Consider the following 25395-nt stretch of genomic DNA (forward strand, 5'->3'; position numbering starts at 1 on the left):
TGGAACAGTAAATGCACGCGAAATAAGAAGTTGAAAAGAAATCCAGATGCCATTTCAAAAATCAGCGGCCCCTTTGCTGGCGCTGCCGCGCCCCGCCAAACGCCTGGTGGTCATGCTGCTGGATATCTGTCTGGCGCTGTTCTCGGTCTGGGCGGCCTTTTACTTGCGGGTGGACCAGGTCGGCTGGCCGCGGGATCAGCAAAAATATGTCTACGTCCTGGCGCCGTTGCTCGCGGTGCCGGTCTTTGTCCGGTTCGGGCTGTACCGCGCGATCTTTCGCTACACCGGCATGGCGGCCATGGCCAGCACAGCCAAGGCAATCGCCCTTTACGCGGCCCTGTTTTTTGGCTCGCTGCTGTATTTCAAATGGCAGGGCGTGCCGCGCACCGTCGGGCTGATCCAGCCGCTGTTGTTCCTGCTACTGGTGGGCAGCAGCCGTGCCATGGCGCGTTTCTGGCTGGCCGGGGTGGGAGGAAAAAAGCGCCAGGCCGAGGGGCGCATGCTGATCTACGGTGCGGGCGAGGCGGGGGTGCAAACCGCACTGGCGCTGGGCGTGGCCCGGCAGTTTGTGCTGCTCGGGTTTATTGACGACGATGTGTCCAAGGCCGGGCAAAGCATCAACGGGGTCGACATCATGACGCCGGCCGAGGTGCCCGGCGCCGTCGAGCGCATGGGAGTGACCGATATCCTGCTGGCCATGCCCGTGGTGGGCCGCGCGCGGCGCAACGAGATCATCGACAGCCTGCGTAGCCTGCCGGTGCACGTGCGCACCTTGCCCGGCATGGGCGACCTGGCGGCGGGGCGGGTCACCATGCAGGACTTCCAGGAGCTGGACGTGGAAGACCTGCTGGGGCGCGCCCCGGTGCCGCCGAATCCGGCCCTGCTGGCGCGCCACCTGGCCGGCAAGACGGTGCTGGTCACCGGGGCGGGTGGCAGTATCGGGGGGGAACTGTGCCGCCAGATCATTCTGGAAAAGCCGCGCCAACTGGTGCTCGTGGATCACAATGAATTTGGCCTCTATGCCATTCACGGCGAGCTGCTGGGCCTGTGCGCCGAAGCTGCACTGCCCGTGCAGTTGACGCCGCTGCTGGGCAGCGTGCGCAATTACGAGCGTATGAAGGACATATGCCGGCACTACCAGCCGGCCACCGTCTACCACGCCGCAGCCTACAAGCACGTGCCCATGGTCGAGAGCAACCCGACAGAAGGCGTGCTGAACAACGTGCTGGGCACCTTGAACATTGCGCGCGTTGCGATTGAGACGGCGGTAGAAAATTTTGTACTGATCTCGACCGACAAGGCCGTGCGGCCCACCAACGTCATGGGCGCCACCAAGCGCATGGCCGAGCTGGTGTTGCAGGCGCTCGCGGCCAGCCCCCGCGTGCGCTTCTGTGCGCTGGATGGCCAGGCCGGCCCGGAGGTGCCAAACCAGACGCGCTTTTCGATGGTGCGTTTCGGCAATGTGCTGGGCAGCAGCGGCAGCGTGGTCCCGCTGTTTCGCAAGCAGTTGATGGCGGGTGGCCCGGTCACCGTCACGCACGAAGAGGTGACGCGCTATTTCATGACCATTCCCGAGGCGGCGCAACTGGTGCTGCAGGCCGGCGCCATGGCGGAAGGCGGTGATGTGTTTGTGCTGGACATGGGCCAGCCCGTCAAGATCATGGACCTGGCGCGGCGCATGGTTCAGTTGTCGGGCTTATCGTTGCGTGATGCGGAGCATCCGGATGGCGATATCGAGATCCAGGTGGTCGGCCTGCGCCCCGGTGAAAAGCTGTACGAGGAACTGCTGATCGGCGACGACCCGGCGCCCACGGCGCACGAGCGGATCATGAAGGCGCATGAAGATTTTGTCGCCTGGGGCGAGCTCGAGAAATCGCTGGCGGTCTTGCGTCGTGCCGCCAACGGCAACGATGCCGCGACGATCAGAAACATATTTATGCAATTGGTAAGCGGCTACGCGCCGGAGCAGGAAAATCGCGTGGCATGATGGCCCGCAAATTTTGGAGTGTCTATGAACAGGAAGATAGGGTTGGTCGTCATTGCCGCCGTGCTGGGCGCGGTGCTCGGCGGCGTTTTGGGTTACGGCCCGCTGTTGCGCTACAAGTCCGAGGGCGTGCTCGGCATGGAGTTGGCCCCGGCCGAGTACAAGCGGTTTACCGAGCTGGCGAACACGCCGGCCAGCCTGCGCCAGATGGCTGGCGTAGTGCCGCTGCCGGGGCTGACTGCCAATGAGATGCAGCAACTGGAAACGGTCGTGGGTCAGGGCCAGTGGCACACCCCGATTCCAAAAATCAGCAAGGCGGACACCAAGGACGTGCCGGATGCCCTGTTGCAGCTAGATCAGTACAACAAAGACGACAGCCCTCAGGAGCAAGAGCGCAAGCTGAGGGTGTATCTCGGCTTGAGATTGAGCTATACCGCCCATGACCCGGCGCAGGCCGCGCAAGTGGCGATGTGGATGGGTTCGTATTTCAAGGAAGTGGCGACGCGCGAGGCCTTGCGCGACCAGGTTTATCGCTGGGCTGCCGACAGCCGGCGGTTTGCCGACCGGGCGGCCGAACGCAAGCTCAAGTACGCGTTTGACATCGATCAGGCGCAGACCCGCGCCAAGGCGCTCAAGGTGATTGTGGCCAGCTATCCCGAGGCGGCACGGCGCGAGAGCCAGCAGGTGGTGGACGTGCGCAAGGACAACGAAAAGTTCATGACGCCGATGGCGCAACTGGTCGGCGCGGAGTCCGAAGTGATTGGCATCAAGGAAAATCTGCAAAGGCTGGACCGCGAGATCGAACAGCAAGCCTTCGCCAAAGCCCTGATTGCCGAAGCCGAGGCGGCCGTGGGGAAGGCGCAAAGTGGCAGCGACAGCGTGACCCGGGTTTCCGGCGTGATTACCCAGTTGGCCAAAACAGCAAAAACGGATGCCGAAAAAGAAAAGCTGTCGTCGATGGCGGCCGATGTGTCGCAGATCAGTGCGCGCTTCCTCTCGCAGGCCCAGTTTGTGGCCACGCCATCGGTACCCAGCCGCCCCGAGCGCCCCAGCCCGCGCATGGTGATCGCCCTGGGCGCCTTGCTGGCGGCCTTGCTGGCCGCCGCGTTTGCCTGGCGCGGCCTGCTGCGCCAGATGCTGTGGGAAGAGGGCAATAGCAAGGAGGCAACATGACCGACCCCGCACTGATCGCGCCGCGCGACAAGGCCGAAATCCTGGCCCAGGCGCTGCCGTACATCCGCAAGTTCCATGGCAAGACCATGGTCATCAAGTACGGCGGCAACGCCATGACCGACCCGGCGCTGCAGGCCGACTTTGCCGAGGACGTGGTGCTGCTCAAGCTGGTCGGCATGAACCCGGTGGTGGTGCATGGCGGCGGCCCGCAGATCGAGACGGCGCTGAACCGGCTCGGCAAGAAGGGCGAGTTCATCCAGGGCATGCGCGTGACCGACGCCGAAACCATGGAAGTGGTCGAATGGGTGTTGGCCGGCGAGGTGCAGCAGGATATCGTGGGCCTGATCAACCAGGCCGGCGGCAAGGCCGTGGGGCTGACGGGGCGCGACGGTGGCCTGATCCGCGCGCAAAAACTCAAGATGGTCGACAACCAGGACCCCAGCAAGGAGCACGACGTGGGCCAGGTCGGCGACATCGTGAGCATCGACCCGAGCGTGGTGAAGGCGCTGCAGGACGACGCCTTCATTCCCGTGATCAGCCCGATTGGTTTTGGCGAGCACAACGAGAGCTACAACATCAACGCCGACGTGGTGGCGGGCAAGCTGGCCATCGTGCTCAAGGCCGAGAAGCTGGTGCTGCTGACCAACACGCCCGGCGTGCTCGACAAGTCCGGCAAGCTGCTGACCGACCTGACCGCGCGCGAGATCGATGCGCTGTTTGCCGACGGCACGATTTCCGGCGGCATGCTGCCCAAGATTGCCGGTGCGCTCGACGCGGCCAAGAGCGGCGTGAACTCGGTGCACATCATCGACGGCCGCGTGCCGCACGCGATGCTGCTGGAGATCCTGACCGAGCAGGCCTACGGGACCATGATTCGCTCGCATTGAGGGGGTGAGGGCGGGGCCCGGTACCGGAGAAACCCTTGGTACCGCTGTGCGAGAATCATTCGACTACACCTTGTTGCAAACATGTCCGACGTCGATCTCACCACCCCCTCCGCCAGCCCCGCCAGCGAAGCTGCCGTGCCCGCGCGCAAGCGGCCCAAGCCGGGCGAGCGGCGGGTGCAGATTCTGCAGGCGCTGGCCACCATGCTGGAGCAGCCGGGGGCCGAGCGTATCACCACGGCGGCGCTCGCAGCGCGGCTCGAGGTGAGCGAGGCCGCGCTGTACCGCCACTTTGCGAGCAAGGCGCAGATGTTCGAGGGGCTGATCGAGTTCATCGAGCAGACGGTGTTTTCGCTGGTGAACCAGATCACCGAGCGCGAGACGGACGGCGCCGATGCCGGTATCCGCCAGGCCGGCAAGGTCGTTCACATGCTGCTGCAGTTTGCCGAGAAAAATCCCGGCATGACGCGCGTGATGGTGGGCGACGCGCTGGTGTTCGAGAACGAGCGCCTGCAGCAGCGCATGAACCAGTTTTTCGACAAGATCGAATCGACCCTCAAACAAAGCCTGCGCGGTGCGGCCGACGCCAACGGTTCGGCCACGCCCAGTGTCGATGCGCAGGTGCGGGCGTCCGCACTCACCGCCTTCGTGGTGGGCCGGCTGCAGCGCTTTGCGCGCTCGGGTTTCAAGCGTGCACCCTCGGAGTATCTGGAAGCCAGCCTCGCGTTGATGCTATAGAAAAAGAAGCTGCCTGCCTAGGCAGGGCAAGGGCTACTGCCGCTTTCCCCTTATAAATTCACGCCCACCCTGGCGCCCGCCGCCAGCATCTCGGCCCAAGTCTGATCGTCAAGCGTAATGCCATCCACCGCGCGCATGCGCCGCGCTTCGCGCTCGGGCTCGCCGGCTACGCGCACCGTGTCAAAACCCGGCGCCACCGGGCCCTGTTTCAACCAGTCGATAAATGCTGCGGCTTCCTGTTCGAACGCGGCCTGGGTGCCGAGTTTGGCGGGGTCGATGAGCACGGTCAGCATGCCGTTGACGACGGCGCGTGCGCTGTCGGGGGCGCGGTGCCAGGTGCCGCCGCCGCTCAAGGCGCCGCCCAGCAGCTCGCACGCCACGGCCATGCCGTAGCCCTTGTATTCGCCGAACGCCATCAGCGCGCCGAACAGGCCATTGCTTTGCGGCACCACGACGACGCCGGGGTCGGTGGTGGGGTGGCCGTGCTCGTCTATCAGCGTGCCGGGTTCAACCTGGACGCCCTTGTTGTAGGCCACGCGCATCTTGCCCTGCGCCACGCGGCTGGTCGCAAAGTCCAGCAGGAAAGGTTCCCGGCCGGCCAGCGGAATGCCGATGCAGCACGGGTTGGTGCCGTAGCGGCCGTCGGCGCCGCCCCAGGGCGCGACCACCGGGCGCGACAGCACGTTGACGAAGTGCAGCGACACTAGATCCTGCGCCACCGCCATCTCGGCAAAGTGGCCGATGCGCCCCAGATGGTGCGCATTGCGCAGGGTCATGATGCAGCTGCCCGATGCCCTGGCGCGCGCGATGCCGAGCTGCATGGCCTGCTCGCCCACCACCTGGCCGTAGCCGCGCTGGCCGTCGAGCGTGAGCAGGCTGCCGGCGTCGAGCACGGTCTGCACCGCCGCGTTGGGCGTGAGGCCGCCCTCCAGCACCGCGTCCACATAGCGCGGCAGCATGCCCACACCGTGCGAGTCGTGGCCGCTGAGGTTGGCCAGCACCAGGTTGTCGGCGACCTTGGCGGCCTCGGTGGCGGAACTGCCGGATGCTATTAGAACGGTAGCTACTTGCGCGCGCAGGTCATGGGCTTGGAGGGTTTTTGGCATGGATTATTGGCGGTGAAGGTGTGTGGGGGCGGCGATGGATTCCCGCCTGCGCGGGAATGACGGGGAAGGGCGCGGGAACGACGGGGATAGTTACATCACCGCGCCCACTTGCCACGGCACGAACTCGTTCTGGCCGTAGCCGTGCGTCTCGCTTTTGCTGCGCGCACCCGAGGCGGTGGCCAGCACCAGTTCGAAGATGCGCTGGCCCATCTCGGGGACAGAACTGGTGCCGTCGATGATCTCGCCGCAGTTGATGTCCATGTCGTCTTCCTGCTTGCGCCACAGCGCCGAGTTGGTCGCCAGCTTGAGGCTGGGCGAGGGCGCGCAGCCGTAGGCCGAGCCGCGCCCGGTGGTGAAGCAGATCAGATTCGCGCCGCCCGCGACCTGGCCGGTGGCGCTGACCGGGTCGTAGCCGGGCGTGTCCATGTAGACGAAGCCGTGGGTGTCGACCGGCTCGGCGTATTCGTATACGGCCTGCAGGTTGCTGGTGCCGCCCTTGGCGACGGCGCCGAGCGATTTTTCGAGGATGGTGGTCAGGCCGCCGGCCTTGTTGCCGGGCGAGGGGTTGTTGTTCATTTCGCCGCTGTTGATCGCGGTGTAGTGCTCCCACCACTTGATGCGCGCGATCAGCTTCTCGCCGACCTCGCGATTCACGGCGCGGCGCGTCAGCAGGTGCTCGGCGCCGTAGATCTCGGGCGTCTCGCTCAGAATCGCGCTGCCGCCATGTGCCACCAGCAAATCCACAGCGGCGCCCAACGCCGGATTCGCGCTGATGCCCGAATAGCCGTCGGAGCCGCCGCACTGCAGCCCGATGGTGATGTGCTCTGCGCTGCACGGTTCGCGCCGCACGTTATTCACTTGGGGCAGCATCCCGTTGATCAGCGCCACGCCCTTGGCTACCGTCTTGGTGGTGCCGCCGGTGTCCTGGATGTTGAACACCTTGAAGGTGTCGCCCTCACGCAGGCTGCTGCGCGCCAGCCAGGCGTTGATCTGATTCGCCTCGCAGCCCAGGCCCACCACCAGCACGGCGGCGAAGTTGGCGTGCGTGGCGTAGCCGGCCAGCACGCGCTGCAGGATTTGCATGCCCATGCCCTCGGTGTCCATGCCGCAGCCGGTGCCGTGCGTCAGCGCCACCACGCCGTCCACGTTGGGAAAGTCAGCCAGTGCCCCCGGATTGGTCTGGCGCGAGAAATGGTCGGCAATGGCGCGCGCGGCTGTGGCCGAGCAGTTCACGCTGGTCAGCACGCCGATGTAGTTGCGCGTGGCGACCCGGCCGTCAGCGCGCCGGATGCCCATGAAGCTGGCCTCGCGCCGCGCGGGCTCCGGTTTGACGTCGGCGCCGAACGCATAGTCGCGCGCAAAGTCGCCCTTGCTTGGTCCCATGTCGAGGTTGTGCGTGTGCACGTGCTCGCCAGCAGCGATCGGCTTGCTCGCAAAACCGATGATCTGGTTGTAGCGGCGCACCGGCTCACCGGTCGCAATGGCGTGCGTGGCGATCTTGTGGCCGGGCGGGATCAGGCCGTGCACGGCAATGCCTTCGACGGTGGTGCCACCGAGCAGTTGGGAGCGCGCGATCAGCACGTCGTCGTGGGGGTGCAGGCGGATGAAGGGATTCATGATGTATGTGTATGTAGACGTAAAAAAAAGAATGAGCCTCAGGCGCTTTTGGCGCGGCGCCAACTCGCACTGAAGCGGGCGTGGGATTTGTCCATGTGCGCGTGCATGGCCGCGCGGGCGCCCGCGCCGTCGTGCACGCGGATCGCCTCCACGATGGCTTCGTGCTCGGCAATGGCGCAACGCCACGATTGCGGGGTTTCAAAATGGCCACCCAGGCGCTCGAACAGCGGGCCGCGGCGCGAATCCCAGAAGTTTTGCACCGTCTCGGTCAGCACCACGTTGCCGCAGGCTTCGGCAACCGCGGTGTGAAAGGCGCGGTCGCCCTCCAGCGGCAGCACGCCTTGCGCGGCGGCGCTTTTCATGGCGGCGATGGCGCCGTCCATGGCCGCCATGTCCTTGCGGCGGGCCTGCGTGGCGGCGATCGAGGCGATCTCTCCCTCCACCACGCGGCGCGCACGAATGAGCTCCAGCGGCCCCCATTCGGCGGGCGAGACTTCCACGCGCCCGTTGGGGTTTGCCGCGCCGGTGCGGTCCAGCACATACACGCCCGAGCCGGTGCGGATCTCGACCCAGTCCTCGACCTCCAGCGCAATCAGCGCCTCGCGCACCGAAGGCCGGCTCACGCCCAGTTGTTTGGCCAGGTCGCGCTCGGCCGGCAGGCGCGCGCCCACCGCAAACTCGCCCGCTTGGATGAGCGCGCGCAACTGCCCCGCGATCTGGCGGTACAGGCGCTGCGGTTCGACGGCTTGCAAGGGCATGAATGAAAGTGCCAGAGGCTGGGTTAAGGGTTAGCCATAATTGGCCAAGTGGTCAGGCCAATTAATAATCCCACGATTATCGCGCCGCAGCATCGGGCGAAACCCTGAAACACACGAAACCTCACCCACAGGATGGACACACCATGAGACTCAAAGGCAAAATCGCACTGGTGACGGCGGCCGGGCAAGGGATCGGCCGGGCCAGCGCGCTGGCCATGGCTGCCGAGGGCGCCCAGGTCTGGGTCACCGACGTCAACGCCAGGCTGCTGGAGAGCTACGCGGGCGTGGCCAACGTCACCGCGCTGGCGCTGGACGTGCTCGACAAGGCCGCCATCCACAAGGTCGCCGCCGATTTGCCGGCGCTCGACATCCTGTTCAACTGCGCCGGCTTTGTGCACAACGGCACCATCCTGCAGGCCACGGATGAAGAGTGGGACTTCGCCTTCAACCTGAACGTGCGCTCGCAGTACTGGATGATCCAGGCCGCGCTGCCCAAAATGCTGGCCCATGGTGGGGGCAGCATCATCAACATGTCCAGTGTGGCCAGCAGCGTGAAGGGCTTGCCCAACCGTTTTGTGTATGGCGCCAGCAAGGCCGCCGTGGTGGGGCTGACGAAAGCGGTCGCCGCCGATTTTGTCGGCCAGGGCATTCGCTGCAACGCGATTGCCCCGGGCACGGTGGATACGCCCTCGCTGGGCGAGCGCATCAGCAGCTACGCCGATCCGGTGCAGGCGCGCAAGAACTTCATCGCGCGCCAGCCCATGGGGCGGCTGGCCCAGGCCCACGAGATTGCCCCCATCGTGGTGTACCTGGCCAGTGACGAATCGCAGTTCGCCACCGGGCAATTGTTCTCGGTGGACGGCGGCATGACGATATGAACCAGCTCGACCTGAGCGGCCGCCATGCGGTCATCACCGGTGGCGCGGCCGGCCTGGGCCTGGCCATCGCGCAGCGCATGCTCGCGTCGGGCGCGCAGGTCACGCTGTGGGATCTCGACCCCGCGGCGCTGGGCCGGGCCGCGCAGGCACTCGGCGCCGGCGTTCACACCGTGGTGGTGGACGTGGGCGAGCACGCCAGCGTGGTGCAGGCCGCGCGCCAGACGGTGGCGCAGCAGCCCCAGATCGACGCACTGGTCAACTGCGCGGGCATCACCGGCCCGAACGTGAAGGTCTGGGACTACCCGCCCGAGCAGTGGCTGCAGGTCATGCAGGTCAACCTGAACGGCCTGTTCTACTGCTGCCGCGAACTGGTGCCGCACATGCGCGAGCGCAACTACGGACGCATCGTCAACATCGCCTCGGTGGCCGGCAAGGACGGCAACCCGAATGCCAGCGCCTACAGCGCGAGCAAGGCCGCCGTGATCGCGCTGACCAAGTCGCTCGGCAAGGAGCTGGCCGACACCGGCGTGCGCGTGAACTGCGTGACGCCGGCGGCCGTGAAGACCGCAATTTTCGAGCAGATGACGCCCGAGCACATCGCGTTCATGCTCTCCAAAATCCCCATGGGGCGCTTTGGCACGCCGCAGGAGGTAGCGGCCATGGTTGCGTGGCTGTGCACCGAAGAGTGCTCATTCTCCACCGGCGCCGTGTTCGACCTGTCGGGCGGCCGCTCCACTTACTGACGTACAGTCCACGCTTCAAACTGAAAGGAACCCGATGAAACTCGTTCGTTATGGCAACCCCGGCAAAGAGAAACCCGGCCTGATCGATGACGATGGCCAGCTGCGCGACCTGAGCACGGTGCTGAAGGACATCACCCCCGACCAGCTGGGTGACAAGGCGCTGGCCCGGCTGCGCAAGCTCAAGGTGGACAAGCTGGCGCGCGTCAGGGGCGCGCCGCGCCTGGGCTGCCCGGTGGCGGGCGTCGGCAAGTTCATTGCGATCGGCCTGAACTACTCCGACCATGCGGCCGAGACCGGCGCCGAGATTCCAAAGGAGCCGATCGTCTTCACCAAGGCGATCTCGTGTATTCAGGGGCCAAACGATCCGGTGATGCTGCCCAAGGGCTCGGTCAAGTCGGACTGGGAAGTCGAGCTCGGCGTGGTCATCGGCACACGTGCACGCTACGTCTCGCAAAAGGATGCGCTCAATTTCGTGGCGGGTTACTGCACCGTCAACGACGTGAGCGAGCGTGAATTCCAGCTCGAGCGTGGATCGCAGTGGGACAAGGGCAAGGGCTGCGACACCTTCGGCCCGATCGGCCCCTGGCTGGTGACGCGCGACGAACTGCCGAACCCGCAGAAACTTGCCATGTGGCTCGACCTGAACGGCGAGCGCCGGCAGACCGGCAACACGAAGACCATGATTTTTGGCGTGGCCAAAATCGTCAGCTACGTGAGCCAGTTCATGACCTTGATGCCCGGCGACGTGATCACCACGGGCACGCCACCCGGTGTCGGCATGGGCATGAAGCCGCCGATGTTCCTGAAGAAGGGCGACGTCATGACGCTGGGCATCGAAGGGCTGGGCGAGCAACGCCAGCTCGTGGTGCCCTTCAAGCTGTAGGATTTGTTCAAGGGTTTCCCCGGTACCTGCCTAGACGGCTGCCTCTAGAAGCCCTCTGGCGGCGGCGGGGCATTCAAAAGTCCTGCAAAATAGAACGATCGTTCGTTTTATTTTGTCTGGACCCCATGCCTGTCACCGAACACCCCCGCAAGACCGTCCGCGCCGGTCAGCGAAAAAACCACCGGCCCGCCGGCGAGGCCGGCCCCGCCCTGCACAAGGGCCAGCAGACCAAGGCGGCCATCGTGGATGCGGCCCTGGGCCTAGCTACCCAGATCGGGCTGGAGGGTCTGTCCATCGGCGCGCTGGCCGAGGTCACGCACATGAGCAAGTCGGGCGTGTTCGCCCACTTCGGCTCGCGCGAGGAACTGCAGATCTCGGTTATCCGCGAGTACCACGACCGCTTCGAGGACGAGGTGTTTGGCCCGGCCCTGCGCGAGCCGCGCGGCTTGCCGCGGCTGCGTGCGCTGTTCGCCAACTGGATGAAGCGCACCTCGGCTGAAATCGACTCGGGGTGTCTGTACATCAGCGGCGCGGTCGAGTTTGACGACAGGCCCGGTCCGGTGCGCGACGCGCTCGCCAGTTCGGTCGGGACCTGGCTGGCGGCCATGTACCGCGCGGTAGTGCAGGCCAAGGAAGAAGGCCATTTGCGCCTTGATGCCGACGAGCGGCAGATGGCGTTCGAGATTCACGGCCTGATCCTGGCGCTGCACTACGAGGCGCGCTTCCTGAAAAACCCCGGCTCGATCGCACGCGCCAACTCCGGCTTCGACCACATCCTGGACCGCTACGGCATTGACGCCGTTGCTCAGCCGCTCGGCCGATCCACCCCATCCACCAAAACCGCCCCCAGCATCAAGGAGTAACCACTATGCCTACCTACACGCCGCCCCTGCGCGACATGCACTTCGTGATGCACGAGGTGCTCAAGGTCACCGATGAATTCAAGGCCATGCCCCGGCACGCCGATGTCGATGTGGACACCATCAGCGCCATCCTGGAAGAAGGCGGCAAGTTCGCGCAGGAGATCACGTTCCCGCTCAACATCAGCGGAGACACTGAGGGCTGTGTGCTGGACCAGAGCACGCACGAAGTCACCACGCCCAAGGGCTTCAAGGCGGCCTATGCCAAATACGTGGAAGGCGGCTGGCCCGCGCTCAGCGGCGATCCGGCGTATGGCGGCCAGGGCCTGCCGATTGTGGTGAACCAGTGCTTCTACGAGATGCTCAACAGCGCGAACCAGGCCTGGACCATGTACCCGGGCCTGACGCACGGCGCCTACGAATGCCTGCACACGCATGGCACCGACGCGCAAAAGCAGACCTACCTGCCCAAGCTGACCAGCGGCGAGTGGACCGGCACCATGTGCCTGACCGAGCCGCATTGCGGCACCGATCTGGGGCTGCTGCGCACCAAGGCCGAACCACAGGCGGACGGCAGCTACAAGATCACCGGCAACAAGATCTTCATCAGCGCCGGCGAGCACGACATGGTGAGCAACATCATCCACCTGGTGCTGGCCCGGTTGCCCGATGCGCCGCAGGGCAGCAAGGGCATCTCCTTGTTCATCGTGCCCAAGTTCCTGGTGAACAAGGACGGCACGCTGGGCGCGCGCAACGGCATCTACTGCGCCGGCCTGGAACACAAGATGGGCATCCACGGCAACGCTACCGCGCAAATCGTGCTCGAGGGCGCGCAGGGCTGGCTGGTCGGCCAGCCGAACAAGGGCCTCGCCGCGATGTTCGTGATGATGAATGCCGCGCGCATCGGCGTGGGCATGCAGTCGCTGGGCCTGACCGAGGTGGCCTACCAGAACGCGCTGGCCTATGCCAAGGACCGCATCCAGGGCCGCTCGTTGACGGGTCCGAAGAACAAGGACCAGCCCGCCGATGGCATCCTGGTGCACCCCGACGTGCGCAAGATGCTGCTGACGGCCAAGGCCTATGCCGAAGGCGGCCGCGCGCTGAGCCTGTACTGCGCGCTCTTGATCGACAAGGAGCTGAGCCACCCCGACGAGAAGGTGCGCCAGGACGCGGCTGAGCTGGTGGCCCTGCTCACGCCCATCGTGAAAGCCTTCATCACCGACAACGGCTGGACCGCGACCTCGGCCTGCCAGCAGGTGTTCGGCGGCCATGGCTACATCAAGGAATGGGGTATGGAGCAGTTCGTGCGCGATGCCCGCATCAACATGATCTACGAGGGCACCAACACCATCCAGTCGCTCGATCTGCTCGGGCGCAAGGTGCTGGGCAACAACGGCGCCACGCTCAGGAAGTTCGGCAAACTGGTGGGCGCGCTGGTGGAGGAGGAAGGCGTGAACGAGAAGATGGCCGAGTTCATCAACCCGCTGGCGGTCCTGGGCGAGCAGATGACCAAGTTCACCACCGAGCTGGGTTTCAAGGCGTTCCAGAACGCCGACGAAGTGGGCGCCGCCGCAGTGGACTATCTGCGCGTGGCCGGCCACCTGGTGTTCGGCTATTTCTGGGCGCGCATGGCGCAGGTGGCGCTGAAGGAAATCGCGGCCGCGCAATCACAAGGCAAGCCGGCGGACCCGTTCTACCAGGCCAAGCTGCAGACGGCGCGCTTCTACTTTGCCCGGCTGTTTCCCGAGACGGCGACGCTGATGCGTACCGCGCGCTCGGGCAGCAAGGTGCTGATGGAGACGGATGCCGTGTTTGCCTGATCGGGCGCCGGATCGCTGCCCGCTCAGTATCCGCTCGGTGCCCGTTTTTCAACTATTTTTGCCTGGAGTTCTTATGTTTAAAGCACTGATTGCTATTGGTTTTGTAGCGTGTGGCGCCTCTGCGATGGCGCAGATGAGCCCGGTCGGTGTGTGGAAAACCATTGACGACGACACCAAGGCGGAGAAATCGCTGGTGCGCATCAAGGACAACGCGGGCGTGTACAGCGGCAGCATCGAGAAGCTGCTGGACCCTGCCGCCGCCAAGCCGGACGCCGTGTGCGACAAGTGCACCGACGATCGCAAGGACAAGCCGCTGATCGGGCTGACCATCCTGCGCCACCTCAAGCAAAGCGCCGACGACAAGACCGTGTGGGACGGCGGCGACATCGTCGATCCGAACAACGGCAAGGTCTACCGCACCCGCCTCAAGCCCGTGGACGGCGGCAAGAAGCTCGAGGTGCGTGGCTACATCGGCCCGTTCTACCGCACCCAGGTCTGGCTGCGCGTCGAGTGACGGCGCATCGCAAACTCTTTTCTGGAAAACTCATGAACCGATTTCAAGTTCGCAAAGTCGCCGTGCTCGGTGCCGGCGTGATGGGCGCGCAGATCGCGGCGCACCTGGTCAATGTCCGCGTGCCGGTGGTGCTGTTCGATCTTCCCGCCAAAGACGGTCCGAAAAACGGCATCGTCACCCGCGCCATCGAAGGCCTCAAGAAGCTCAAGCCGTCGCCGCTGGGCGTGGCGGATGACGCCGTGCTGATCCAGCAGGCCAATTACGAAGAGCACATGGACGTGCTCAAGGAGTGCGATCTGGTGATCGAGGCCATCGCCGAGCGCATGGACTGGAAGCTCGACCTGTACAGCAAGATCGCGCCGTTTCTTGCGCCCCATGCGATCGTGGCATCCAACACCTCGGGCCTGAGCATCACCAAGCTCAGCGAGGCGCTGCCCGAAGAAATCAAGCCGCGCTTTTGCGGCATCCACTTCTTCAACCCGCCGCGCTACATGGTCCTGGTGGAGCTGATCAACACGCCGACCACCGAGCCGCGCATCCTCGACGACCTGGAGACCTTCGTCACCAGCGGCCTGGGCAAGGGCGTGGTGCGCGCCCACGACACGCCCAACTTCATCGCCAACCGCGTCGGCATCGCCGGCATGCTGGCCACCATGAAGGAGGTGGACAACTTCGGCCTGACGTTCGACGTGGTGGACGACCTCACGGGCCGGAAACTGGGCCGCGCGAGCTCGGGCACCTTCCGCACCGCCGACGTGGTGGGGCTGGACACCATGGCCCACGTGATCGAGACGCTGCAGAACAACCTGAACGAACAGAGCGACCCGTTCTACGCGAGCTTTGGCACGCCCGAGGTGCTCAAGACCCTGCTGGCGCTGGGCAACCTGGGCCAGAAGACCAAGGCGGGTTTCTACAAGAAGGTCGGCCGCGATGTGCTGCGCTTCGACCTCGCGAGCAAGGATTACGTATCCGCCGGCGCGAAGGCCGACGAGGTCTACGCCCGCATGCTCAAGAAACCCGCGGGCGCGCGACTGAAGCTGCTGCGGGACAGCGAGGGCGCACAAGGGCGCTTTCTGTGGGCGATCCTGCGCAACAGTTTTCACTATGCGGCCGTGCATCTGGCCACCATCGCCGAGACGGCGCGCGATGTAGATCAGGCCATGCGCTGGGGCTTCGGTATGAATCAAGGCCCGTTCGAGCTCTGGCAGGAAGCGGGCTGGCTCGAGGTGGCGAAGATGGTGCAGGAGGACATCGATGCCGGCAAGGCGCTCTCCAGGGCGCCGCTGCCCGATTGGGTGTTCAACGGTCCCGTGCCAGAGGCCGGTGGCGTGCACACGGCGGCCGGTTCGTGGAGTGCCTCTGCTCAGAAATTCATAGCGCGACGTGCGCTTCCTGTTTACGCCAGGCAGCATTTTCCTGAAAAATTGCGGGGTGAATCGCTGCCCGATTTCAGGACCGCCGGAACGACGCTGCATGAGGGCGCCGCGATCCGCCTGTGGACGCTGGATGAGGACCAGGATGGGCCCTCCGGTGGCCAGGTGCTGATTGCCAGCATCAAGACCAAGATGCACGCCATCAGCCCCGACGTGGCCGAAGGCCTGGCGCTGGCGGTGGACCTGGCCGAGAAGGACTATCAGGGCGTGGTGATCTGGTCGGGCGACGAGCCCTTCAGCGCGGGCGCCGACCTGCAGGCCATGCTGCCGGGCTTCATGGTCGGCGGCGTCGCGGCCATCGACGAGACCGAGCATGAACTGCAGCGCATCATGCTCAAGCTGCGCTACGCCAGCGTGCCGGTGGTGTCCGCCGTGCGTGGTCTGGCGCTGGGCGGCGGCTGCGAGATGGCCGTGTACTCGGCGCGCCGCGTGGTCCACATGGAAAGCTACATCGGCCTGGTCGAAGTGGGCGTGGGCCTGGTGCCCGGCGCCGGCGGCCTGACCTATATCGCCCGCCGCGCCGCCGAGAACGCTGCCACCAGCACGGGCAAGGATCTGTTGCCGTTTTTGACTGAAGGCTTCACCGCGGCCGCCATGGCCAAGGTCGGCACCAGCGCGCTCGAATCGCGCAAGCTCGGCTATCTGCTGGACAGCGACCTGATCGTGCCGAACAAGGACGAGCTGCTGTTCGTGGCGCTCAACGAAGCGAAGGCGATGGCGCTGGGCGGCTACCGCGCGCCGCACAAACGCCTGTTCCCGGTGGCCGGCCGCAGCGGCAAGGCCACGATCCAGGGGCAGCTCGTGAACATGCGCGACGGCGGCTTCATCAGCCAGCACGACTTTCACATCGCCAGCCTGATCGCCGGCGTGGTCACCGGCGGCGACGTGGATGCCGGCACGCTGGTGACGGAAGAGTATCTGATGACGCTGGAGCGCCGCGCCTTCGGCGCGCTGCTGGCGCACCCCAAGACCCAGGAACGCATCATGGGCATGCTCAGCACAGGAAAGCCCATACGCAACTGACCCTTTGCCTTCCTCCTTCCCCCTCTGGGGGAAGGCAGGATGGGGGCGATACCCAATGCAAAACCAGTCCACTTCAACCGCACGGACCAATGCCCGCACCTTGCGTCGCGAGATGACCGATTCCGAGCGCAAACTTTGGATCGCTTTGCGCAGCGAGCAGCTCGGCGTCAAGTTTCGGCGACAGCATCCCTTGGGGAATTACATCGCAGACTTTGCCTGCCTCGGTCCGAAGCTCATCGTTGAGCTCGACGGATCGCAGCATCAGGATCAACAAGCCTACGACGCGATGCGCGATGCGTTTTTTCGCGCACAAGGGTTCGAAGTGCTGCGCTTTCCGACGAATACACCGTTTCTCAATCTCGATGGGGTGCTTCAGGTGATTGCTGATCGCCTGGCTGCGCTGGCGGTGCCGGCCCCCATCCCAGCCTTCCCCCAGAGGGGGAAGGAGCAAAACTACCCAGGAGCTTCATCATGAGCAAACAAATTCAAGACGCCTACATCGTTGCCGCTACGCGCACCCCGATCGGCCGATCGCACCGCGGGTTCTTTCGCAACACCCGCCCGGACGACCTGCTGGCGACGGCGCTGCGTGCGGCGCTGGCGCAGGTGCCGGGGCTGGACCCGAAGGCCATTGAAGACGTGATCTGCGGCTGTGCGATCCCCGAGGCCCAGCAGGGCCTGAACGTGGCGCGCATCGGCGCCATCCTCGCGGGCCTGCCCAAGAGCGTGGGTGGCATCACCGTGAACCGCTTTTGCGCGTCGGGCCTGTCGGCCGTGCAGATGGCGGCCGACCGCATCTGCGTGGGCGAGGCCGACGTGATGATCGCCGCCGGCACCGAGAGCATGAGCATGGTGCCGATGATGGGCAACTCGCCTTCGCTCTCGCCCACGATCTTCAGCAACACCGACGATGTCGAGAGCTATGGCATCGCCTACGGCATGGGCCTGACGGCCGAGAAGGTCGCGCAGCAGTGGAAGGTGAGTCGTAAGGCGCAGGACGAGTTCGCGTATCGGTCGCACATGAAGGCCGTCGCTGCGATGAAGGCGGGCGAGTTTACCGACGAGATCACGCCGGTGGACGTGGCCGAGCGCTCGGTGGACCTGGATTCGGCCGAAGTCAGCGTCATCAAGCGCACCGTTAGCCTCGACGAAGGCGCGCGCCCCGACACCACCTTGGAGGACCTGGCCAGACTCAAAACCGTGTTTGCCGCGCGCGGCTCGGTCACGGCCGGCAACAGTTCGCAAACCTCGGACGGTGCGGGCGCGCTGATCCTGGCCAGCGACGCCGCCGTCAAGCGTTTCGGCCTCACGCCGCTGGCGCGCTTTGTCAGTTACGCCAGCCGCGGCGTGCCGCCGCACCTCATGGGCATCGGCCCGATCGAGGCGATTCCGGCGGCGCTGCGCTACGCCGGCCTCAAGCTCGATGACCTGGACTGGATCGAGCTCAACGAAGCCTTTGCCGCGCAGTCGCTGGCCGTCATCAACACGCTGGGCCTCGACCCGGCCCGGGTCAATCCCATGGGCGGCGCCATCGCGCTCGGCCATCCCCTGGGGGCCACCGGGGCTATCCGTTCCGCGACAGTGGTGCATGCGCTCAAACGGCACAATAAGAAATACGGGATGGTCACCATGTGCGTGGGTATGGGGCAGGGCGCGGCCGGCATTTTCGAGCGCGTCTGAACGCCCGGTGCCACCGCCAAGTGGCCTCTTTTTGATTCAGCAGGAGACGAGCATGAGCCGCCACGCTTTCGATGACGCCATTGCCCTGACAGCGCAGAGCGACGGCACCTGGCTCGGCCACACCAGCCCTGCCTATGCCAACATGGTCGGGCCGTTTGGCGGCATCATGGCGGCGCAGATGCTGCAGGCGGTGCTGCAGCATCCGCAGCGCCTGGGCGATCCGGTTGCGCTCACCGTGAATTTCGCGGCAGCGCTGGCGGATGGCTCCTTCACCGTGCAGGCGCGGCCCGCACGCACGAATCGCTCGACCCAGCACTGGATGATCGAGGTCCTGCAGCAGGGTCAGACCGTGCTCACGGCCACGGCCTTCACCGCACTGCGCCGCGACACCTGGGGCGCCGACGAGCACACCATGCCCGCCGTGCCGCGGCCGCTGGATGCGCCGCTCCCGGAGCGTGCTGGCCGCGTGGAGTGGATCAACCGCTATGAGATGCGCTTTGTGGAAGGCGACTTTCCCGCCGCCTGGGACGGCCGCGACCACGGCATCAGCCGCACCCGGCTCTGGGTTCGCGACAACCCGCCACGGCCACTGGACTTTGCGTCGCTCACCGCACTGTCGGATGTATTTTTTCCGCGCATCTGGCGCCGGCGTGCCAGCCCGGTGCCGATCGGCACCGTGTCGATGACGGTGTATTTCCATGCCGATGTGGCCAGGCTGCGGGACGTGGGCGCCGGTTACCTGCTCGGCCAGGCGCAAGCCCAGGCGTTCCACCGCGGTTACTTCGACCAGACCGCGCAACTGTGGAGCGAAGCTGGCGCATTGTTGGTCACCACGCATCAAATCGTCTACTACAAGGAGTGAATATGGATAACAAAGTCGCCTTGATCATCGGCGCCGGCGACGCCACCGGCGGCGCCATTGCGCGGCGCTTTGCGCGCGAGGGCTACACCGCCTGCGTGACGCGGCGCAGCCTGGACAAGCTGCAACCGCTGCTCGAACAGATCCGCGCCGGGGGCGGCACGGCGCACGGCTTTGCCTCGGACGCACGCCGCGAAGAAGAGGTCGTGGCGCTGGTCGAGCAGATCGAGTCGACCATCGGGCCGATTGAGGTGCTGGTGTTCAATATCGGCGCCAATGTGCCCTGCAGCATCCTCGATGAGACTGCGCGCAAGTATTTCAAGATCTGGGAGCTGGCCTGCCTGGGCGGCTTTCTCAGTGGGCGCGAGGTGGCCAAGCGCATGGTGGCGCGCGAGGGGCGTGCGCACAAGGGCACCATCATCTTCACCGGCGCCACCGCCGGGCTGCGCGGGGGCGCCAACTTCGCGGCGTTCGCGGGTGCCAAGCATGCCCTGCGCGCGCTGGCCCAGAGCATGGCGCGCGAACTCGGGCCGCGTGGCATCCATGTGGCGCATGTGGTGGTGGACGGTGCCATCGACACCGCCTTCATCCGCGATACTTTCCCGCAGCGCTACGCGCTGAAGGATCAGGACGGTATCCTGAACCCGGACCACATTGCAGACAACTACTGGATGCTGCACAGCCAGCCGCGCGATGCCTGGACGCACGAGCTCGATCTGCGGCCGTGGATGGAAACCTTCTGATGAAAAACCTCGAGTTCTATTTCGATTTCGGCAGCCCGGCGTCCTACCTGGCGTACACGCAATTGCCGGCCTTGTGTCGCGAGACGGGCGCCGCATTGGTGTGGAAGCCGATGCTGCTGGGCGGCGTGTTCCAGGCCACGGGCAATCATTCGCCGGCGACGATTCCAGCCAAGGGCGCCTACACCTTTACCGACCTCGACCGCTTCGCGAGGCGCTATGGTGTGCCGCTGAAGCAAAACCCTTATTTCCCGATCAACACCTTGACTCTCATGCGCGGTGCGGCCGGCCTGCAGTTGCGCGAACCCGCCCGCTTCGAGCCCTATATGGCGGCAGTGTTCCGCGCCATCTGGGTCGATGCGCAGAACCTGAACGACCCGGCCACCGTCGCCGCCGTGCTGCAGGCTGCGGGCTTCGACGCCGCCGCGCTGCTGGCGTTGACGCAGGAGCCCGAGGTCAAGGACCGGCTCAAGGCCCTGACGCAGGAAGCGATCGACCGCGGCGTATTCGGCGCCCCCACTTTTTTTGCCGGCGGCCAGATGTTCTGGGGCCAGGACCGGCTCGATTTTGTAAAGGAAGCACTCCTATGAGCGACATACTCACCCACATCGACGCCGGTGTGATGACCCTCACCCTGAACCGGGTGGAGAAAAAGAACTCCATCACCGCCGCCATGTACGGCGCGATGGCCGATGCGCTGGCGCAGGCCGAAGGCGATGCGGCCATCCGCGTCGTGGTGTTGCAGGGCCATGAGACCATCTTCAGCGCGGGCAACGACATTGGCGACTTCCTCAACGCGCCGCCGTCCACGCCCGAGTCGCCGGTGTTCCGCTTTCTGCGCGGCATCGCCACCTTCCCCAAGCCCCTGCTTGCTGCGGTGTGCGGTCCGGCCGTGGGCATCGGCACCACCATGCTGTTCCACTGCGACCTGGTCTGCGCGGGCGACAACGCCGCGTTCTCGATGCCGTTCGTGAACCTGGGCCTGTGTCCCGAGGCCGCGTCGAGCCTGCTGGCGCCCCAGATGCTGGGCTACCACCGCGCGGCAGAAGCCCTGCTGCTGGGCGAGCCCTTTTATGCCGAAGCCGCACTCGACGTCGGCCTGGTGAATCGCGTGGTGCCGCCGACCGAAGCCAACACCGTGGCGCAGGCGCAGGCGCGCAAGCTCGCGGCCAAGCCGATCACGGCGCTGATCGAAACCAAGCGGCTCATGAAGAAGGGCCAGCCCGCCATTTTGATGGAGCGCATGGTGGAAGAGGGTGCGAGTTTTGGCCGCATGCTGCGCGAGCCCGCAGCGCGCGAGGCCTTCACCGCCTTCATGGAAAAGCGCAAGCCGGACTTTTCCAAAGTTTGAGGAAAATCAGCTCGTAGCCCTTGCCAGTCCTTCGCAGTCAGCTATTGATTTAGTAGTAACCAGGAGTCATCATGAGCCAGCCCGGCAGCCTCAAAGGCAAAACCCTGTTCATCACCGGCGCCTCGCGCGGCATTGGCCTGGCGATCGCGAAACGCGCGGCGCATGACGGCGCCAACATCGTCGTCATCGCCAAGACCACCGACGCGAACCCCAAGCTGCCGGGCACGATCTACAGCGCGGCCGAGGAGATCAAGGCCGCCGGCGGCCAGGCGCTGCCGCTGGCCGTGGACATCCGCGAGGAGGATGCGGTGCTGGCTGCCGTGGCGAAGGCGGTAGAGGCCTTTGGCGGCATCGACATCCTGGTCAACAACGCCAGCGCCATCAGCCTGACCGACACCGAACACACGCCCATGAAGCGCTACGACCTGATGAACGGCATCAACGCGCGCGGCACCTACCTGTGCACCCAGGCCTGTCTGCCCGAGCTCAAGAAATCCGCCGCTGCCGGCCGCAACCCGCAGGTGCTCACGATGTCGCCGCCGTTGAGCATGAAGCCGCACTGGTTCGAGCACCACACGGCCTACACCATGGCCAAGTACGGCATGAGCATGTGCACGCTGGGCCATGCGGGCGAGTTCAAGAAGTACGGCATCGCCGTCAACAGCCTGTGGCCGCGCACCGCCATCGCCACCGCCGCGCTGCAGATGATTCCGGGGGTCGACACCAAACTGTGCCGCAAGCCCGAGATCCTGTCGGATGCGGCCTACCTGATCCTCACGAGTCCGAGCTCGGGCACCGGCAACTTCTTCATCGACGACGTGCTGCTGGCCGCGCATGGCGTGACCGACCTGGAGAAATATTCGGTAACGCCCGGCACGAAGAATTTCATCCCCGACTTTTTTGTGGATTGATTTGCACCTTCCCCCTCTGGGGGAAGGCGGGGATGGGGGCCGCATGCCACGGGCGCCGGCTCTGCGCGCTGGTGTAGCCTGGCAACCATGAGCGAAACCCTGGAGCAGGCGCGGCAATTCTTTCAGGACGGCCTCGCGCATTCCGAGGCGGGCCGGCTGGAGCAGGCCGAACGCTGTTTTGCGGCGGCGCTGTCGCTGGCGCCCGGGCGGCCTTCGGTGCTGACGAACCTGGGCGCCACACGTGTGCGGCGCGGCCATTGGGCCGACGCGCTGCCGCTGCTGGAGGAAGCATTGGTGGCCGAGCCCGACAACCTGGAGGCCTGGTCTCATCTGGGCATGGCGCACGCCGAGTTGGGCCAGATGACACCGGCCCTGCAGGCGTTCGAGCGTGCGCTGGCCATCGACCCCCGGCAGACCGGCCTGTGGAGCCGGCGTGGCAGCCTGCTGCGCGAACTGGGGCGCCTGAGCGAGGCGGCCGAATGTTTTGAGCAGGCGCTGGCGCTGGGCGCCGACCCGCAGTTGCACGGCTACTACCTGGCATCGGTGCGCGACGGGGCCGCTCCCGGCGTTGCGCCGCGCGCCTATGTGGAGTCGCTGTTCGACCGCTACGCGGATGAATTCCAGACCCATCTGGTGGGGGCGCTGCGCTATCGGGCGCACGAGGTGCTGGTGCGTGGGCTGGCGCCGCTGGGGCCGCAGCGATTTCGCTCCGTGCTCGATCTGGGTTGCGGCACGGGCCTGATCGGGCCGCTGATCAAGCCCATGGCGGACCGCGTGGACGGCGTCGACCTGTCGTCGGGCATGCTGGAACAAGCGCGTGCGTGCGGCAGCTACACCGGGCTGGTCCATGCCGATGCGGTGGATTACCTGCAGTCTGCCGGCCGCCAATACGACCTGGTGCTGGCGGCCGACGTCTTCATCTACGTGGGCGCGCTGGACGCCGTGTTTGCCGGCGCGGCGCGTGTGCTGGCGCCCGGCGGGCTGTTCGGCTTCAGCGTCGAGCTGACGGCCGACGCGCACGACCTGCGGCTGCTGCCCAGCCTGCGCTATGCGCACTCGCAGGCCTATGTGCGCCGTCTCGCGCAAGAGCATGGCTTCGAGGTGCGCGCGGCGTTCCGCGCGCCGTTGCGCGAGGAGCAGCAGCGGCCCGTCGAGGGCCTTTACGTTTACTTGCAAGGTCGTTGAACGGCGCGCGCCGGCTCGCTATGATGGCTACGCGACCGGGCCGCGCCCGGGCAAAAACATGAACCGGACCGCCATGACCCACATGCTCCTGATTCTTGAGCCCACCGGCCAGCGGCAAACCCGCACCGAAGCCGAGGGCCGTGCCGCGTATGACAGCATGGTCCGCTTTGCGGGAAGTCTCAAGGCGCGTGGCGTGCTGCGGGCCACCGAGTCGCTGGCCTCGCATGCCGCGGCCGCCCGGGTGCAGGCGAGTGGCGGCAAGCTGCAGGTGCTGGACGGCCCGTTTGCCGAGGCCAAGGAAATGATCGGCGGCTTTTTTCTGATCGACTGCAGCAGTTTCGACGAGGCGGTCGCCATCGCGCGCGAATGCCCGGCGGCGCAGTGGGCCACGGTGGAGGTCCGTGCCCTGGCCCCTTGTTACGACGACAGTGCGGCCCGCCCGGCGCAGGTGGCGCGCGCGGCCACTTAGCGCCATTATTTAACCGCGGGTTGTCGAGATCGCGGGGCGCCGTTCGTCGTGCATAAAGAGAGAGGCCGAAGGCGGCCTCGGCGCCAGGCCGGCATGGTGCGCGGGCCGGCGCGACCACAGGAGAAATGAGCGATGCAAAAAATCACCCCTCGCCTCTGGTTCGGCGGCCGGTAGCGGCAAGGGAGAAACCGGATGCATTCGGCCACGCATCAGGCCATAGACGCGGTCTGGCGCATCGAGTCGGCGAAGATCGTGGCCGGCACCCTGCGTCTGGTGCGCGACGTCGGGCTGGCCGAAGAACTGGCGCAGGACGCGCTGGTGGCGGCGCTCGAGCATTGGCCTGCTGCAGGCGTGCCCGACAACCCCGGTGCCTGGCTCATGGCCACCGCGAAAAACAAGGCGCTCGACCGCCTGCGCCGCAACAAGGCGCTGGATGCCAGGCTCGAACAGATCGGCCGGGATCTCGAAGCGCAGCAGGCGCTGGTCGTGCCGGACTTTGTCGATGCCCTGGATGCCGCGCGCGCCGACGGGATCGGCGATGACCTGCTGCGGCTGATCTTCACGGCCTGCCACCCCGTCCTTTCGACCGAGGCGCGTGTGGCGCTGACCCTCAGGCTGCTCGGCGGCCTGACCACGCACGAGATTGCGCGTGCCTTTCTGGTGCCCGAGCCGACTATCGCGCAGCGCATCGTGCGCGCCAAGCGCACCTTGAGCGTGGCGCGCGTGCCGTTTGAGCTGCCGCGCGGCGCTGCCGTGGGCGAGCGGCTGGCCTCGGTGCTCGAAGTGGTCTACCTGATCTTCAACGAAGGCTACACCGCCACCGCGGGCGAGGACTGGATACGCCCCGAGCTCACCGATGAGGCGCTGCGTCTGGGCCGCATGCTGGCCGAGCTCGCGTCCGGCGAGTCCGAGGTGCACGGTCTGATCGCGCTGATGGAGCTGCAGGCCTCGCGCAGCGCCGCGCGCGTGGATGCGAGCGGTCGCCCGGTGCTGCTGCCTGAGCAGAACCGGGCCCGCTGGGACCGGGTTCTGATCCGGCGCGGCCTGGTGGCGCTCGAGCGCGCCGAATCACTGGGAGCATCGCTCGGCCATCCACTCGGCCCGTATGCGCTGCAGGCGGCGATCGCGGCCTGCCATGCGCGAGCCCACACCGCCGCGCAGACTGATTGGGCGCGCATCGTCGCGCTGTACGACGCACTCGCGCAGGTCGCGCCCTCGCCCGTGGTGGAACTCAATCGCGCCGTGGCGGTGAGCATGGCCTTCGGGCCGGCCGCCGGGCTTGAGATCATCGACACGTTGCGCCGCGAAAAGTCCCTGCAAGGCTACCAATGGCTGCCCAGCGTGCGCGGCGACCTGCTGGCCAGACTGGGTCGCGTCGACGAGGCGCGCGCCGAGTTCGAGTGCGCGGCAGCGCTGGCGCGCAATGTGCGCGAGCGCGAACTGCTGCTGGAGCGTGCCGGGGGGCTGGCCCCGCCAGGGCGCCGGCCGTTACCGTCATGACAGCTGCAACGGTCTCCGTGGAATTTGCCGCCAGCCTGCGCCGGCATGTGAACTGCGCGCCGCAGTCGGTCGCACCTGGCCGCCTGCGCGCGGTGCTGGAGGCCGCGCTGGCTGCAAAGCCCGAGCTCGCGCACTACGTGTTCGACGACCAGCGCGCCGTGCGCAAACATGTGGCCGTATTCGTGAACCAGCAGATGGTGCTTGACCGCACCCACCTCGATCAACTCTTGAACCCGGGCGACCGGGTGTTGGTGATTCAAGCCCTGACCGGCGGTTGATCTCCATT

Annotated in this window: 25 protein-coding genes; 22 read left to right on the plus strand and 3 right to left on the minus strand. The window is 65.9% G+C overall.

Annotation, left to right across the window (positions count from 1 at the left end):
• Positions 1 to 46 precede the first annotated feature (46 nt).
• From B0E49_RS17810 to slmA, 4 genes are all read left to right on the plus strand, one after another.
• Positions 47 to 1987, plus strand: coding sequence for a polysaccharide biosynthesis protein (locus B0E49_RS17810; RefSeq protein WP_077563857.1), 1941 nt, complete (start codon positions 47 to 49; stop codon positions 1985 to 1987).
• 24 nt (positions 1988 to 2011) lie between these two features.
• Positions 2012 to 3157, plus strand: a complete 1146-nt coding sequence (locus B0E49_RS17815) for a hypothetical protein (protein WP_077563859.1) — start codon at positions 2012 to 2014, stop codon at positions 3155 to 3157.
• On the plus strand, positions 3154 to 4044 hold the full coding sequence (gene argB, locus B0E49_RS17820; protein WP_077563861.1) for an acetylglutamate kinase: 891 nt from the start codon (positions 3154 to 3156) through the stop codon (positions 4042 to 4044). Before B0E49_RS17815 ends, argB begins: the two co-directional genes overlap by 4 nt.
• An 81-nt stretch (positions 4045 to 4125) precedes the next feature.
• Positions 4126 to 4779, plus strand: a complete 654-nt coding sequence (gene slmA, locus B0E49_RS17825; protein ID WP_077563862.1) for a nucleoid occlusion factor SlmA — start codon at positions 4126 to 4128, stop codon at positions 4777 to 4779.
• 50 nt (positions 4780 to 4829) lie between these two features.
• Here slmA and B0E49_RS17830 read toward each other — a convergent pair whose 3' ends face one another.
• The 3 genes from B0E49_RS17830 to B0E49_RS17840 all read right to left on the minus strand — a co-directional run bounded on the left by B0E49_RS17830 (position 4830) and on the right by B0E49_RS17840 (position 8260).
• Positions 4830 to 5885, minus strand: a complete 1056-nt coding sequence (locus B0E49_RS17830; protein WP_077563863.1) for a malate/lactate/ureidoglycolate dehydrogenase — start codon at positions 5883 to 5885, stop codon at positions 4830 to 4832.
• Positions 5886 to 5975: 90 nt separating this feature from the next.
• Positions 5976 to 7502 (minus strand): UxaA family hydrolase, encoded by a 1527-nt coding sequence (locus B0E49_RS17835; RefSeq protein ID WP_077564189.1) that lies wholly within the window; start codon positions 7500 to 7502, stop codon positions 5976 to 5978.
• Positions 7503 to 7540: 38 nt separating this feature from the next.
• On the minus strand, positions 7541 to 8260 hold the full coding sequence (locus B0E49_RS17840) for a FadR/GntR family transcriptional regulator (protein ID WP_077563864.1): 720 nt from the start codon (positions 8258 to 8260) through the stop codon (positions 7541 to 7543).
• A gap of 143 nt (positions 8261 to 8403) precedes the next feature.
• Between B0E49_RS17840 and B0E49_RS17845 the strand changes: the two genes are divergently transcribed.
• The 18 genes from B0E49_RS17845 to B0E49_RS17930 all read left to right on the plus strand — a co-directional run bounded on the left by B0E49_RS17845 (position 8404) and on the right by B0E49_RS17930 (position 25387).
• On the plus strand, positions 8404 to 9138 hold the full coding sequence (locus B0E49_RS17845) for an SDR family oxidoreductase (RefSeq protein WP_077563865.1): 735 nt from the start codon (positions 8404 to 8406) through the stop codon (positions 9136 to 9138).
• Entirely contained in the window at positions 9135 to 9881 is a 747-nt protein-coding gene (locus tag B0E49_RS17850; protein ID WP_077563867.1) for an SDR family NAD(P)-dependent oxidoreductase, read from the plus strand. The genes B0E49_RS17845 and B0E49_RS17850 overlap by 4 nt, the downstream gene beginning before the upstream one ends.
• A 34-nt stretch (positions 9882 to 9915) precedes the next feature.
• Positions 9916 to 10764: a fumarylacetoacetate hydrolase family protein gene (locus B0E49_RS17855; protein ID WP_077563869.1), complete on the plus strand. Its 849-nt coding sequence runs from the start codon at positions 9916 to 9918 to the stop codon at positions 10762 to 10764.
• A 125-nt stretch (positions 10765 to 10889) separates the two neighbouring features.
• Positions 10890 to 11627 carry a TetR/AcrR family transcriptional regulator gene (locus tag B0E49_RS17860; RefSeq protein ID WP_077563871.1) on the plus strand — a complete coding sequence of 246 codons (738 nt, stop codon included), beginning with the start codon at positions 10890 to 10892 and terminating at the stop codon, positions 11625 to 11627.
• A 5-nt stretch (positions 11628 to 11632) separates the two neighbouring features.
• Complete coding sequence (locus tag B0E49_RS17865; protein ID WP_077563873.1) at positions 11633 to 13444, plus strand: acyl-CoA dehydrogenase C-terminal domain-containing protein; 1812 nt, start codon at positions 11633 to 11635, stop codon at positions 13442 to 13444.
• Positions 13445 to 13517: 73 nt separating this feature from the next.
• Positions 13518 to 13958 (plus strand): DUF2147 domain-containing protein, encoded by a 441-nt coding sequence (locus tag B0E49_RS17870; protein WP_077563875.1) that lies wholly within the window; start codon positions 13518 to 13520, stop codon positions 13956 to 13958.
• Between the two features lie 32 nt (positions 13959 to 13990).
• Positions 13991 to 16414, plus strand: coding sequence for a 3-hydroxyacyl-CoA dehydrogenase/enoyl-CoA hydratase family protein (locus B0E49_RS17875; RefSeq protein WP_077563877.1), 2424 nt, complete (start codon positions 13991 to 13993; stop codon positions 16412 to 16414).
• 55 nt (positions 16415 to 16469) lie between these two features.
• Entirely contained in the window at positions 16470 to 16889 is a 420-nt protein-coding gene (locus B0E49_RS17880; protein ID WP_077563878.1) for an endonuclease domain-containing protein, read from the plus strand.
• On the plus strand, positions 16886 to 18094 hold the full coding sequence (locus B0E49_RS17885; protein WP_077563880.1) for an acetyl-CoA C-acyltransferase: 1209 nt from the start codon (positions 16886 to 16888) through the stop codon (positions 18092 to 18094). Before B0E49_RS17880 ends, B0E49_RS17885 begins: the two co-directional genes overlap by 4 nt.
• A 52-nt stretch (positions 18095 to 18146) precedes the next feature.
• Positions 18147 to 18956 (plus strand): acyl-CoA thioesterase, encoded by an 810-nt coding sequence (locus B0E49_RS17890; RefSeq protein WP_077563881.1) that lies wholly within the window; start codon positions 18147 to 18149, stop codon positions 18954 to 18956.
• A 2-nt stretch (positions 18957 to 18958) separates the two neighbouring features.
• Positions 18959 to 19696 carry an SDR family oxidoreductase gene (locus tag B0E49_RS17895; RefSeq protein ID WP_077563884.1) on the plus strand — a complete coding sequence of 246 codons (738 nt, stop codon included), beginning with the start codon at positions 18959 to 18961 and terminating at the stop codon, positions 19694 to 19696.
• Complete coding sequence (locus B0E49_RS17900) at positions 19693 to 20283, plus strand: 2-hydroxychromene-2-carboxylate isomerase (RefSeq protein WP_077564191.1); 591 nt, start codon at positions 19693 to 19695, stop codon at positions 20281 to 20283. Before B0E49_RS17895 ends, B0E49_RS17900 begins: the two co-directional genes overlap by 4 nt.
• Positions 20280 to 21044 carry an enoyl-CoA hydratase gene (locus tag B0E49_RS17905; protein WP_077563885.1) on the plus strand — a complete coding sequence of 255 codons (765 nt, stop codon included), beginning with the start codon at positions 20280 to 20282 and terminating at the stop codon, positions 21042 to 21044. Before B0E49_RS17900 ends, B0E49_RS17905 begins: the two co-directional genes overlap by 4 nt.
• 71 nt (positions 21045 to 21115) lie before the next feature.
• Complete coding sequence (locus B0E49_RS17910; RefSeq protein ID WP_077563887.1) at positions 21116 to 21955, plus strand: SDR family oxidoreductase; 840 nt, start codon at positions 21116 to 21118, stop codon at positions 21953 to 21955.
• Between the two features lie 87 nt (positions 21956 to 22042).
• A complete protein-coding gene (locus B0E49_RS17915; RefSeq protein ID WP_077563888.1) occupies positions 22043 to 23140 on the plus strand; it encodes a tetratricopeptide repeat protein in 1098 nt (365 codons plus the stop codon).
• A 73-nt stretch (positions 23141 to 23213) separates the two neighbouring features.
• Positions 23214 to 23609 carry a YciI family protein gene (locus tag B0E49_RS17920; protein WP_077563890.1) on the plus strand — a complete coding sequence of 132 codons (396 nt, stop codon included), beginning with the start codon at positions 23214 to 23216 and terminating at the stop codon, positions 23607 to 23609.
• Positions 23610 to 23801: 192 nt separating this feature from the next.
• Positions 23802 to 25109, plus strand: coding sequence for an RNA polymerase sigma factor (locus tag B0E49_RS17925; RefSeq protein WP_077563892.1), 1308 nt, complete (start codon positions 23802 to 23804; stop codon positions 25107 to 25109).
• Positions 25106 to 25387, plus strand: coding sequence for a MoaD/ThiS family protein (locus B0E49_RS17930; protein ID WP_077563894.1), 282 nt, complete (start codon positions 25106 to 25108; stop codon positions 25385 to 25387). Before B0E49_RS17925 ends, B0E49_RS17930 begins: the two co-directional genes overlap by 4 nt.
• Positions 25388 to 25395 lie beyond the last annotated feature (8 nt).

Source organism: Polaromonas sp. C04 (genome assembly GCF_002002705.1).
Taxonomy (GTDB): Bacteria; Pseudomonadota; Gammaproteobacteria; order Burkholderiales; family Burkholderiaceae_C; genus Rhodoferax_A.